The 13,178-nt window shown below is 54.9% G+C and carries 9 protein-coding genes; 6 read left to right on the top strand and 3 right to left on the bottom strand.

The genetic code is table 11. The annotated features are described in order from the left end of the window. Nucleotides 1–237 precede the first annotated feature (237 nt). The 3 genes from ACTCIA_RS14995 (at nucleotide 238) to ACTCIA_RS14985 (ending at nucleotide 3,718) form a co-directional block, all read left to right on the top strand. Nucleotides 238–1,836 carry an acyl-CoA dehydrogenase family protein gene (locus ACTCIA_RS14995; protein WP_463002616.1) on the top strand — a complete coding sequence of 533 codons (1,599 nt, stop codon included), beginning with the start codon at nucleotides 238–240 and terminating at the stop codon, nucleotides 1,834–1,836. 131 nt (nucleotides 1,837–1,967) lie between these two features. Next, complete coding sequence (locus tag ACTCIA_RS14990; protein ID WP_463002615.1) at nucleotides 1,968–2,576, top strand: TetR/AcrR family transcriptional regulator; 609 nt, start codon at nucleotides 1,968–1,970, stop codon at nucleotides 2,574–2,576. Nucleotides 2,577–2,602: 26 nt separating this feature from the next. After that, nucleotides 2,603–3,718 (top strand): oxidoreductase, encoded by a 1,116-nt coding sequence (locus ACTCIA_RS14985; protein ID WP_463002614.1) that lies wholly within the window; start codon nucleotides 2,603–2,605, stop codon nucleotides 3,716–3,718. A gap of 161 nt (nucleotides 3,719–3,879) precedes the next feature. Here the strand turns inward: ACTCIA_RS14985 and ACTCIA_RS14980 are convergent, their stop codons facing one another. Beyond that, a complete protein-coding gene (locus ACTCIA_RS14980; RefSeq protein WP_410270057.1) occupies nucleotides 3,880–4,353 on the bottom strand; it encodes a YbhB/YbcL family Raf kinase inhibitor-like protein in 474 nt (157 codons plus the stop codon). Nucleotides 4,354–4,555: 202 nt separating this feature from the next. On the opposite strand from ACTCIA_RS14980, the gene ACTCIA_RS14975 reads away from it, so the two are divergent. From ACTCIA_RS14975 to ACTCIA_RS14965, 3 genes are read left to right on the top strand one after another with little or no spacing between them, the layout of a single operon-like run. After that, a complete protein-coding gene (locus ACTCIA_RS14975; RefSeq protein WP_463002613.1) occupies nucleotides 4,556–6,337 on the top strand; it encodes a SulP family inorganic anion transporter in 1,782 nt (593 codons plus the stop codon). A gap of 17 nt (nucleotides 6,338–6,354) precedes the next feature. Beyond that, on the top strand, nucleotides 6,355–7,617 hold the full coding sequence (locus tag ACTCIA_RS14970) for a metallophosphoesterase family protein (RefSeq protein WP_463002612.1): 1,263 nt from the start codon (nucleotides 6,355–6,357) through the stop codon (nucleotides 7,615–7,617). Further along, complete coding sequence (locus ACTCIA_RS14965) at nucleotides 7,614–11,141, top strand: AAA family ATPase (protein WP_463002611.1); 3,528 nt, start codon at nucleotides 7,614–7,616, stop codon at nucleotides 11,139–11,141. The genes ACTCIA_RS14970 and ACTCIA_RS14965 overlap by 4 nt, the downstream gene beginning before the upstream one ends. 230 nt (nucleotides 11,142–11,371) lie before the next feature. On the opposite strand, the gene ACTCIA_RS14960 is transcribed toward ACTCIA_RS14965, so the two are convergent. Continuing rightward, nucleotides 11,372–12,973, bottom strand: a complete 1,602-nt coding sequence (locus ACTCIA_RS14960; RefSeq protein ID WP_463002610.1) for a long-chain-fatty-acid--CoA ligase — start codon at nucleotides 12,971–12,973, stop codon at nucleotides 11,372–11,374. After that, the coding region (locus ACTCIA_RS14955) for a hypothetical protein (RefSeq protein ID WP_463002609.1) at nucleotides 12,970–13,178 on the bottom strand (209 nt) is incomplete at its 5' end. The genes ACTCIA_RS14955 and ACTCIA_RS14960, both read right to left, overlap by 4 nt.

Below are 13,178 nucleotides of genomic sequence, written 5' to 3'. Positions count from 1 at the left end.
ATAATCTATAAGATGGGGTTGACTGATACTGGTTAACCCCATCTACAGTCATTTATTGTTGGACTTTTGGGGTCACTTATTGTGAGACGTAGCAATTAATCACTTAAAACTTAACACTGCCTGTAAAAAAAACTTTTTACAGGCTTATCAGGGTTTTGCTTGACAAAAAAATGATCATTGATTTAATAAAGTAACCAATGGTTATTTTATTAACTATTTATAATAGGAGAGCACCATATGGAACGTAATCCAAGGGAAATCAATTCCTACAATTTCGACCCGTTTCTTGAGTGGCGAAATCAGGTGGACTACTACCGGGATGATCCGTTTATCCAACAGGTCCTGAAATGCTACACCGGAGACAAATTCGAAATGGTCGACAAGGCGGCCGGAGAAGTCTCTGAAAAAGCCTCCTTTCGGTGGCGGGATCTGGCCGATGCCATTGCCTGGCCGGAAAAACGGCCGTACATGATGCACTATGACGGCCACAATCATCGCATCGACCGCATTGTCCGGCCCATGGAAACCCGGGTCATGGAAGAGGAAGTCTTCAAAGAGGCCCTTTTTTCGAAGAAAACCGACCCATGGGTCAAACTGATCAAAATGTATCTGATCTATCAAAACAGCGAAGCCTGCATTGCCTGCCCCGTAACCTGCACCGAGGGGCTGGTGGCCATTATCGAACAGTTTGCCGACACCCCGGAGCTAAAACAGATTGTCCAGCACTGCAAGGAAGGCATTGACGGCGATTTTGCCATCGGCGCCCAATATTTGTCCGAAATCCACGGCGGCTCTGACGTGCCGGCCAACGTGCTTGAAGCCGTGGAACAAGACGGCACCTGGCGGCTGTACGGAACCAAGTTTTTCTGTTCCGCCACCCATGCCGACTACGCCGTTGTCACTGCGCGGCCCAAAGGGGCGGAAAAAGTGGCCTTGTTTGTGGTGCCCTCCTGGCTGCCGGGAAACAAGGAAAAGGAGATCCGAAACGGGTATACCATTGACCGGATCAAATGGAAAATGGGCACCAGCGAGCTGACCACGGCAGAACTGACTTTTGACGGGGCCGTGGCCTATCCCGTGGGCCCCCTGGACCGGGGGGTGGCCAACGTGGTGGGCGTGGTGCTCACCTATTCACGTCTTACTGTGGGGCTTTCGGGTGCGGCCAGCATGACCCGGGCAGCCCGGGAAGCCAAAAAATACAGCGAGTACCGGGAGGCCTTTGGCATGCCCATCAACCGCTTTCCCCTGGTGGCCGGCCAGATCCGGGAGATGGAAACAGCCGCCCGCAGAACCACAGCCGGGGCCTTCCGGCTTTACCGGGATTTTCTGGCCCTGGAAGGCGGGCTCAAAGGCGGGATGACAAATGATGAAACCCAAGCGCAGAAACGCCATCGCTTTGACATCCGGGAACTGATCATGCTGCAGAAAATCACGGCTTCCTGGGATACTGTTGACATCACCCGGATGGCCATGTCCATTTTCGGCGGCCACGGGGTCATGGAGGATTTTTCCTCTCTTCCGCGCATATACCGGGACGGGGCGGTCAACGAACTCTGGGAGGGACCGCGAAATGTTTTGCTCACACAGATTTACCGGGACATTCAGCGGGCAAAGCCTTGGTATCCCCCGGAAGAATTTGTTGCCGGAGTGCTCAAAGGTGCCAAATCCGAGGTTGTTGCTCCCTTGGCCCAAGAAATCAAGGAATTGTCCGCAGTCGCCGAACCCTTTGGCACAGACGATGCCTCACTGGATTTCTGGAAGCAATGGGACCAATTCTGTCACCGCTTGTTTCATGCCTATCAGGATCTGGCCTTGTCTGAAGTGATGGAGCAGTAAAGGTTCAAGGTTCAAGGTCTAAAGTTTAAGGTTTAAAGTTTAAAGTTAATGGTTTAAGGTTCAAAAAATAAAATCAAAGCTTTTAAACAACCATGAACCATTGAAACAGGAGAATCAACCTGGCGCGCGCAATGGACATACCTGAAAAGCAGACGTTTGCGGATTTAAAGAAGCAGGAGCAAAATGCCAGGCGGGACGTAATCATTGATGCGGCAGAACGGGTCTTTGGGGTCAAGCCGTTTCATAAAGTCAACATTCGCGACATTGCCGGCGAAGCCGGTATTTCCCATGCCACCATCTACCGGTATTTTCCGGATCAGCAAACCCTTTTCATGGAAGCCTTTCTCCGCGGCGTGGAAGAAATCCTGACCAGAATTGATGCCATTGCCGCAAACAACCCTTCAGGAAATCTGCTGGAAGCTGTTGTGGCCGATTTCATTGATTTTCTGACACAAAAGGATCATTATTTCCGGATGATGACCCATTTCATGCTCGACGGGGAACTGGCCCCGGACCTGGTGGAAAAGCTCAACAATGCCGCCCGTGATTTGCTCAACCGGCTGGAAGCCATATTTGCAGCCGGCCATACAACCGAAAACCCACGGGCCATGGCCCGGGCCCTTTTTGCCGCAATAAACGGCGTGCTGATATCCTTTCGCAATTACCCGGGCCGGGACCGGCAGGCGATTTTTGATCATATGCAGTTTCTCGGCAAACTCATTGCCAGACGATTCAGTTGATCAATCCTTTAAGCAAGGAGGCAGCCATGTACTCAACATTGTTTTCCCCCATTGAAGTCGGCGGCATCCGGCTGGAGAACCGGATCACCATGGCGCCTCTGTATCTGGGCTATGCAGCAGAAGGCGGGGCTGTCTCCAAACTTTTGCTGGAACATTACCGCCTGATGGCCCAAAGCGGGGCCGCCATGATCGTGGTGGAAAACGCCACCGTGGACCATCCCGCGGCAAGTGCCGGCAACCACACCATCCGCATTGATGCAGACCAGTACCTGGAGGGTCTGACGCAGCTATCCAAAGAAATCAAGGACCAGGGCGCGCTTGCATGCATCCAGATCAATCATGCGGGACGGTTTGCCGGGGGCAAACAGCCTGTGGCGCCCTCGGAAGTCGATACATTCGGCAAAACCCCGAGAGCCCTGAGCATTGACGAAATCCACCAGATCCGGGACAAATTCCGCGATGCGGCAAAACGCGCCAAACAGGCCGGATTTGACATGGTTGAACTCCACGGCGGCACCGGCTACCTGCTGGCCCAGTTTGTATCCCCGCATACCAACAAACGCACTGATGAATACGGCGGCAGCCTTGAAAACCGGATGAAATTTCCCCTGGAGGTGCTGGGCGCAGTCAGGGATGCAGTGGGAAAGTTTCCGGTGGGATACCGGTTTCTGGCAGATGAATTTCTGGATGACGGCTTAAAACACGCGGAATCCACCCGGGTGGCCAGGGCTCTTTCAGATGGCGGAGCAGCTTATCTTTCAGTCATGGGCGGCACCTATGAATCCTTTATGCAGCCTGAAATCATTGCCCAATCCAAAACCGAAGGCTACATGGCGGATCTGGCCGCGGAAATCAAAAAGCATGTGACCGTGCCGGTGATCACGGCCGGCAGAATTTCTTCCGGCAGCACGGCAGAAAACATTCTGGCTTCAGGCAAAGCCGATCTGGTGGGTCTGGCCCGTGTGCTGCTTGCCGATCCCGACTGGCCCAAAAAAATCAGGGAGGGCCGGGAGGATGAAATCATTCACTGCGATCCAGGGTGCGAAGATATCTGCATGCAGCTTGTCATGAAAGGAAAACCCGCCTTCTGCAGCCAATGGGGACCGCAAAAAATGCGCCAATTCAAGGATCTTTTTGAATAACCCGTAAAAAGCTGTTTATCTCCATACAGCGGTATTTTTGCCGCATGTTTAAAAGCTTTTATTTTTTTTGAACCTTGAACCTTGAACTTTGAACCTTGAACTTCTTCTTCCAAGGCAACCCTGCGGGCGGGGTCGGTTTGTAAGCGACCCCGCCCTTGGATTTATTTTTCATATATACCCACAATCCGGTTCATGCCGATCAGGTGCGGTTCAATTTTCTCCAGCAGCTGCCACTGGGTCAGGCCGGGTTCAAGTTTCAGGTCCTTGTTTAAAGCCAGCAGCCACCAGAAGTAATGATGGATGCCGTGGCCGGCCGGGGGCTTGGGTCCTTTGTACCCCTTTTCATTAAAATTGTTTACCCCCATGGTGTAGTCCGGACATCCTTCCGGAATTCCCGAGACATCGCCGGCGATATTGTAGAGAACCCAATGGACAAACCCGTAGGTACCCGGCTCCACCAGCGGTGCATCCGGGTCATGACAGATAATGGCAAAGCTGCGTGTGCCCTCGGGCACTTTTGTCCATTCCAGGGGCGGGGATACATCTTCTCCGTAGCCGGTGTATTTTTGCGGGATCTGTCCCCGGTTTTCAAACCCCGGACTGGTCAATTGCATATCCGAAAGTGCAAAACCCATGACTTTCCCTCCTTTCGATCATTACTGAAGTTGGCGGCTGAATCATTCGCAGGCAAAGCTGATTATCAATAAATTAAGAAACCTTGCCGACTTTGTCAACATACCGGCTGCATCCGGGACAAAACCCGGTTGTCGGCAATGCAGAATCCTGGTAGAAAACTTTCTGAGCGCATCTGTCTGAAACAATAAACAGGAAACACCCATGACCGGCCGCATGTTTCGAAACAACAACCTGCTTGTCCGGATTTTCCCCTTTATCCAATGGCTCAGGGGCTATTCGTGGCAAATGTTTGGCGCAGACAGCCTGGCCGGGCTGACCGTGGCCGTGGTGCTGATTCCCCAGTCCATGGCATACGCCATGTTAGCAGGCCTTCCGCCGGTCTACGGCCTGTATGCGGCTGCCATCACCCCGATCATCGGCGGGCTGTGGGGAAGCCTCAGACAGCTGGCCACCGGTCCCATTGCCATTATGAGCCTGCTGGTGCTGACCACCCTCGCACCCCTGGCAGAACCCGGCAGCCGGCAGTTCATTGACCTGGCCCTGGTGCTTTCAATCCCTGTGGGGGCCATTTACCTGTCTGTGGGTATTGCCGGTATGGGCCAGGCCATGTCGTTTATATCCCATTCTGCGGTCAAGGGGTTTACCTCTGCGGCGGCCCTGATCATTATCGCCGCCCAGATCCCCAACCTGCTGGGACTCAGCACGGAGCGCCACGAATTTATCGTTTTTATGCTCATTGAAATCGGGAAGAATCTTTCCGGCCTGCATCCGGCCACCGTGCTTATAGGGGTTTCGTGCTTTGTTTTTATCTATTTTGTCAAAAAATACCGGCCCGCCTTTCCGGCCGGGCTTGTGGCCCTTGTGGTGTCAACAGGCGCGGTGGCCCTGCTCAAACTCCATGAAGCCGGGGTTGCCGTTGCCGGAAAAAGCCCGGGCGGGCTGGCCGGATTTTACGTGCCGTCAGTGGCCCCGGAGACAGTCAGCAATTTGATCGGTCCGGCGGTGGTCATCGCCCTGGTCAGCTTTGCTGAAACTTACAGCGTGAGCAAGGCCGTGGCATCTGAATCCAAACAGAAAATCGATGTGAACCAGGAATTTGTGGGCCAGGGCCTGGCCAACCTGGTCGGTGGTTTTTTCCAGTGCTATCCGGTCAGCGGCTCGTTTTCGCGCACGGCCGTTAATTTTGCAGCCGGTGCCAAAACCGCCATATCAAGCGTTGTTTCAGGATTTTTGGTGATTTTTGCCCTGCTGTTTTTAACCCCGCTTTTCACCTATATTCCCAAAGCCGCCCTTGCCGCTGTTGTCATCAGCGCGGTTATGACCCTGTTTCACCCCGGGGAGGTGCTTTCTTTGTGGCGTCAGAACAAAGATGACGGAATTGTGGCTGTCACAGTCTTTGTTCTGGCCCTTGCGGTCAAACCCGATTATGCACTTATGATCGGGTTTGCGGCCTCTTTGATCTTTTTCATGTGGAAAACCATGCATCCGCGCATTGTGCAAATCACCAAGGATCCGGAAATCAATGTATTTGTCAACGCTGATGCCGCAGACAAGCCCGGCTGCCCCCAGATTCTTCATCTGCGCTCAGACAATGTCATATTTTTTGCCAACGCGGAATACACGGTGGCCCACATTCTTGAAAGGGTGGATGCGGTGCGAACCCCGCTTGTCTATGTGCTGCTTGATTTTCAGGCTGTGGGCTTTATTGATATCACAGCCATTGACGAACTGCGCGCGCTAAAAGATGAACTTGCGGCCCGGGACATGGGGCTGGCCATTTTCCACGTGCACCAGCCGGTGATGAAAACCTTTGTGTCTTCGGGTTTTATCCATGAAATCGGTGAGACCGGCATGGTCAGGCAGGCCGGTCTCACCGACCGGCACGGCGAGGTCCTGGCCGCCATTTTCAAGCAGATCGATCACGGCTACTGCCATGATATTTGCCCTTATGTATTGTTTTATGAGTGCAGCACAGTCAAATAAAAAGGAATTACCCGATTATGTTTCGTTTTATCCATGCTGCGGATATTCATCTTGACAGTCCCATGCACAAGCTCGAGGCTTATGATGGGGCCCCTGTTGAGGAATTCCGGCTGTCAACCCGCAGGGCCTTTGAAAATCTGGTGGAACTCGCGCTCGGGCAGCAAGTGTCCTTTATTCTGATTTCCGGAGATCTCTACGACGGGGACTGGAAGGATTACAACACCGGCCTGTATTTTATCAACCAGATGGTCCGCCTGCAAAAAGCCGGTATTCGGGTATTTGTGACAGCCGGAAACCACGATGCCGCAAGCACCATCACCCGCTCGCTGCGCATGCCCGACAACGTTACCCTGTTTGCCGCCAACCGGGCCGAAACCGCAGCCATGGATGATCCGGCCGTGGCCATCCACGGAAGAAGTTTTGCCGCACCCGCGGAAAAAAACGATCTGTCCGCAGACTATCCCGCCCCCCTGCCCGGCCGGTTTAACATCGGCATGCTCCATACCTGCGCCACCGGCAGACCCGGCCATGAAGCCTATGCCCCCTGCTCTCCTGCCCGGCTTGCGCAAACAGGATATCAGTACTGGGCCCTGGGCCATGTTCACGATCACGAGGTCTTGAGCCGCAACCCCTTTATCGTGTTTCCCGGAAACACCCAGGGCCGGCATATCCGGGAGGCCGGGCCCAAAGGATGCGTTCTGGTGACAGTAACAGACAGCACGGATATTGACCTTGCATTTACCCCCACTGACGTGGTGCGCTGGTGCCTGATCTCTGTTGACGCGGGCGGCAGCCACGACGCCCGTGAAGTGATCAGCGCGTTTGCCGGCCAACTGGAAGCCGTGATTTCGGAAAACAATGCCATGCCCCTGGCCGTTCGGGTGGAAATCATTGGTGAGACAAAGGCTGCCGGCGAACTGGCCGCAGACCCGGAACGCTGGACCGGCGAAATCCGGGCTGCAGCCATTGAAACCGGCGCAGGCCGGGTGTGGGTGGAAAAAGTCCGGTTTTTCTGCCGCCTTCCTGCAGATATTGACCACCCGCCTTCAGGCGGGGCCATGGAAGAACTTTTATCCCTGTTTGAGGACCTGGCACACGACCCGGAGGCCAGAACAGCCCTTGGCAGCGAGCTTTCGGATTTCTGCCGCAAGCTGCCCATAGAGATCAGACAAGAGCCGGACGGCATCAAATGCGATGATCCGGACTGGATCAAGGAGCTTCTGGAGCAGGTCCGGCCGGAACTGATGGGCCGGCTGACGGGCAAAGGAGAAAGATCATGAAAATCGATGCCCTTCACCTGACCGCATTTGGCCCGTTTACAAACACCTGCCTTGATTTCAGCGGATCCGGCCGGGGCCTTCACTTGGTCTACGGCCCCAATGAAGCCGGCAAAAGCTCGGCATTGCGGGCCTTGCGCGCACTGTTTTACGGAATTGACGAACGAAGCGCCGACAGCTTCATCCACCCTTATGCCAAAATGCGCGTGGGCGCAACACTGTGCGCGGATAACGGGCAGCGACTCGACATTGTCCGGCGCAAGGGCCGGACCAACACCCTGCGGGGGGCAGACGATCAGACCGTGGTGGAGGAAAGCGTTCTGGCCGGGTTTTTAAACCACGTGGATGCAGATGTTTTTGCCACAATGTTTGGCATCGGATATGACGACCTGGTGGCCGGCGGCCGCCAGATTGTTTCAGGGGCCGGGGATTTGGGCCAGCTCGTATTTTCGGCCGGCTCCGGCATCGTGCGGCTAAAAGAAATCCGTGATGCGCTTCAGGCCGAAGCCGAGAATCTGTTTAAGCCTTCAGGGAAAAACCCGGCCATCAATGCCGCGTTATTGCAGTTAAAAGACATTGAAAAACAGCTCCAGCAGACCATGCTTCCCGGCTCCCGGTGGACAGGGCTTGAAAAGGAGTACCGGCAGGCCGTGGAAAACCGCCAAAGGGTTGAAGCCGAGCTGCGGGAAAACCAAAAGGCGCGCCATCATTTGGACAGAATCAGACAGGCCCTGCCTGTCATTGCCCGGCGGCAGGAAGTCACAGACCTGCTGGCCCGATATGAAAACACCCCGGTGCTGGCAGCCGATTTTGCCGAAACCCGCCGGGATCTTGTATCTAAACTCGACATGGCCGGCAGGGAGGCCGAACGTGCGGAAACCGCCATTTCCGGCATTGAAAAAGAAATGGCCGGGCTGCTGCCAGATCATGCAATTATCAACAACGCCGGACTCATTGAAAAACTTTATCAGCAGCTTGGCAGCCAGCACAAGGCCGAAGCTGACCGGGTGGGCCTCGATACCCGGCGCGCTGCCCTGCTGGGCGAATGCCGGGAAATCCTGCGCAACCTCTCAGGTGATTTAAGCCTTGAAGATGCCGAACAACTGCGCATCAAAAAGGAACAGACCGCGGCCATCCGGCGCCTTTCCTCTGAATATGAGCAGATCACAACCCGAATGGAAAGTGCAAAAGAGGCCCTGCCGGAAACAACCCGGGAAATCCGGCACCTTGAAGAACAAAAACAGCAGCTTCCCAAGCCCCGGGACCCGCAATCCATAGCAGCCCTGGAGGCCGTGCTTACAGAGGCCCTGGAATACGCACCCCTGGAAAAACAAAACAAGCAGGATCTTGCCGGCATGGATGCCCGCAGGGCCGCTTTTGAAAACCGGATTGAGCAGATGGGCCTGTCCGCCAAAACCGCCGGGGAGCTGCAAAAACTGCCGGTCCCTGCAATAGAAACCATCCAGGTTTATGAAGACAGCTTTGATCAGGGCAAAACGCGCGCCCGGGAACTGGCCAGGGAGCGCCAGCAGATAGATGAGCAGCTCCGGGAAACCGAAACCCGCATAAAGGCCGCGCAGATGGCCCAGGCCGTACCCTCCGAGTCTGACTTGACCACCGCCCGGGCCCGAAGGGATCAGGGCTGGCAGCTTGTCCGCACCCGGCTTGAAGGCGGCAGCGTCGACGAGCAGTCGATTTCCGAATACCTTGGCCTTTCAGACAACTGCACCATTCTGGCTGACGCCTTTGAATACCATGTAAAAGGTGCAGACGAACTTGCAGATCGCCTGCGCCGGGAGGCTGACCGGGTGGCCGAGCATGCAAGGCTGGCTGCGGACCACCAGGCCGCACAAAACCGCCGGGCGGAACTGGATGCGGCATACAAACAGGCACAGGAAGAGATTGAAAACCTTGGCGGTCAATGGGAAAACCTCTGGGCGCAAACCGGGATCTCTCCGAAAACGCCCAGGGAAATGGAGCGCTGGGCCCGGGATTTTATGGCCGTAAAAAACGAGCTGTCCGAATTTGAACAGATTTGCGCAAAAGCACGGGATCTGGAAAACCAGACCGAAACCCGCCGGGCCGCCCTGGCAGAGCAGCTCAAAAAACTGGATCCGCAAACCGATTTTTCCGGCGTCTCCTTAAGCCGGCTCGTATTTCAGGCCCGCAAGATCATTGAAGATGAGAAAAATCTCGCTGCCGAACATGAAAAAATCGACTCCGAAGCCGCGGCCAAAAAAAAGGAACTTGCTGCGGCCAAAAACCGGCTTGAAACCGGACAAAAGGAGTTTGAAAAATGGCGCGCCAGCTGGGCGGCAGCGGTTTCTTCTCTGGGCCTGTCCGCAGACTCCCGCCCGGCTGAAGCCGAAGCGGTCATGGAGGATGTGCGCACTCTGTTCGAAAAACTTAAAAACGCCGAAACTCTTCAAAAGCGCATCCAGGGCATAGACCGGGATGCTGAGGCGTTTTCCGGCAAGGTTTCGGCCCTGACAGATGCCGTTGCCCCGGATCTTTCCGGCAGTGCGGCCCAGGATATCGTCCTGCAGCTCCACGCCCGCCTGACCCGTGCCAGAGAGGACAGAACCCGGAAAAACACCCTTGAAAAACAATTGACAGCAGAGAAAAAAAACCTTGAAACCGCCCGCAAAAACACCCATTCCCTGCAGACCCGACTTGGGCGGATGTGCGAGGAGGCCGGGTGCACGGATTACAGGCAGCTGCCCGAAGCCGAGCAGCGATCCGAAAAGCGCAGACAGCTCGAAACCGAGTTACAATCCCTTGAACAAAGAATCCTGGAACTCTCCGGCGGGGCCACGGTGGAGCAATTTACAGCTGCGGCCGGAGCCGTGGATGCCGATACCATTGAACCGGAAATCAGCCGCTATGATGAGAAAATTGCAGAGCTGACAAAGCAGAAAGACAGCCTCACAGAGACCCTCGGCAGCCTGGGAAATGAAATGTCGAAAATGGACGGCAGTGCAAAAGCCGCTGAACTGGCCCAGAAGCGCCAGGAAATTCTGGGGCGCCTGGAGCCCGATGCCCGCCATTATGTCCGGGTCAGGATCGCCACCCGGGTGCTGGACCGGGCCATTGACCGGTTCAGGGAAAAAAACCAGGACCCCATGCTCTTTCGGGCCTCGGAGCTGTTTGCAAAAATCACCTGCGGTGCGTTTTCCGGCATGCGCCCGGAATTTGACGATACGGGCCGTCCGGTGATCACCGGGGTGCGCGGGGAAGAGCGCGAACTGGTACCTGTATGGGCCATGAGCGACGGCACGGCAGACCAGCTTTATTTGTCACTGCGTCTGGCTGGCCTGGAAATGACAATTGAAAAAACCAGCCCCATGCCCTTTATTGTCGATGACATCCTGATCAAATTCGACAATGACCGGGCCGCAGCCGCCCTGGAAATCCTGGCCGATCTCTCCGCACAGACCCAGGTGATCTTTTTTACCCATCACGCCCACTTGGTCGACCTGGCCCGGGAGTGCCTGGCAGATGACAGAGTGGCTTACCACCAGCTTTGATGGCGCTGTAAAAGTTCAAGGTTCAAAGTTCAAGGTTCAAAAAAATAAAATCAAAGCTATTCAGCATGCAGCAAAAAGGGCAGTGTTCAGTCCCGGGCTGCGGCCCGGAGGGAACACTTCCAAGAAGTCCAAGGGCGGGGTCGGTTTGTAAGCGACATTGAGCGTTTACGGAAAAATTCAGCAAATGCCGGGGCTGTTTCCACAGCCCCGGCACCTGTGCGCATTGATTATCAGCCGGCCTTTTGCGTTTCGCTCCATTCCTTTTCGCGCAGCTTGTATTTCTGGATTTTACCCGTGGCCGTCTTTGGCAGTTCCCCGAAGACCACGTGCTTGGGCGCCTTGAAACGGGCCAGATTCTGCTTGCAGAAATCAATGATATCTTCGGCTGTGGGTTCTGCCCCGGGACGCGGTGTGATATAGGCCTTGGGCACCTCGCCCCACTTGGGATCCGGGGTTGAGACCACGGCCACCTCCATAACAGCCGGATGCTGGTAAATGGTGTTTTCCAGTTCCACGGTGGAAATATTTTCCCCGCCGCTGATGATGATGTCTTTTTTGCGGTCCATGATCTGGATGTATCCGTCCGGGTGCATCACCGCCAGGTCCCCGGAGTGAAACCAGCCGCCGGCAAAAGCCTCGCGGGTGGCCCGGGGATCCTTGTAATAACCCAGCATAACGTTGTTGCCCCGCATAACAATTTCGCCGATGGTCTGACCGTCACGGGGAACCGAGGTCATGGTCTCGGGATCGACCACGTCCATGTGCAGGGCATGCACATAAGGCACTCCCTGCCGGGCCTTGATCCTGGCTTTCTCCTCGGGGTCCAGGTCCTTCCACCTGTCCTGCCACTTGCAGATGGAGTGCGGGCCGTAGACTTCTGTCAAACCGTAAGTCTGGGTGATGTTGGCGCCCACCTTTTCCATGTTTAAAATCACCTGGGGGGCCGGTGGTGCGCCCGCAGTCATGATCTCCACGTGATGGTCGAGTTTGATGCTTTTTTGTTCGGCATGGGCTGAAAGCCCGATCAACACCGTGGGGGCGGCACACAAATGGGTGATGTGCTCGGAGCTGATCATGTTGTAAATGGTTTCCGGCTCCACTTTCCGAAGGCATACATGGGTGGCGCCGGCAGCAGTCACGGCCCAGGGAAAGCACCACCCGTTGCAGTGAAACATGGGCAGGGTCCACAGGTATTTGGATTCCGGGGTTAAGCCGAATTCAATGAGCTCTCCCATGGCGTTTAAAAACGCTCCGCGGTGGTGGTACATCACGCCCTTGGGCGAGCCTGTAGTGCCGCTGGTGTAATTGATGGTGGCCACCTCCTGCTCGTCTTCCACCAAAAACGGGGCCGGTTTGCCCGCACCTGAAGCCAGAAACGATTCATAATCCGTTCCCGGAAGCGGCATCTCATCGCTTGTGTCACAGATGTTGACGATACGCTTGACATGGGGCAATTCTTCCTTGACCGGCTCGATTCGGTCGGCAAATTCATTGTCCACAAAAACCATCCGGGATTCGGAATGATTGATAATATAGCCCACTTCCTTCGGGGAAAGCCGGATATTGACACAGACCAGGGCCGCGCCGATCATGGGCACGGCAAAGTGGGCTTCAAGCATGGGCGGAATATTGGGGCTGATAAAGGCCACCTTGTCTCCCTTTTGAATGCCCGCATCGGCCAGGGCTGCGGCAAGATCGCGCACGCGGCTGTAGAAGTGTTCATAGGTGCAGCGGGTTTTTCCGTGAACCACTGCAATGTTGTCCGCATACACCACAGCGCTCCGCTCCAGAAACTGAACAGGGGTAAGCACATCGTAATTCACTGATGTCATAACAAAAGCTCCTTGTTTGATTCATTTTTGATAAGCCTGTAAAAAGTCTTTTTTACAGGCAGTGTTAAGTTTTGATGCCTTCGTAAAAAGTCTGATTTCAGATGGTGCCGTAAACAGTTCAAGATCAAGGCTTGCGCAATTTCGAAGAATGCAGCGTACTTATCCGTACGTGAAATTCTGAGAAATTGCGCGTAACGCAGATATT

It is taken from the genome of Desulfosalsimonas sp., assembly GCF_055149105.1.
The sequence above is the reverse complement of the archived record's forward strand: the minus strand, read 5'-3'. Positions and strand labels throughout refer to the sequence as shown.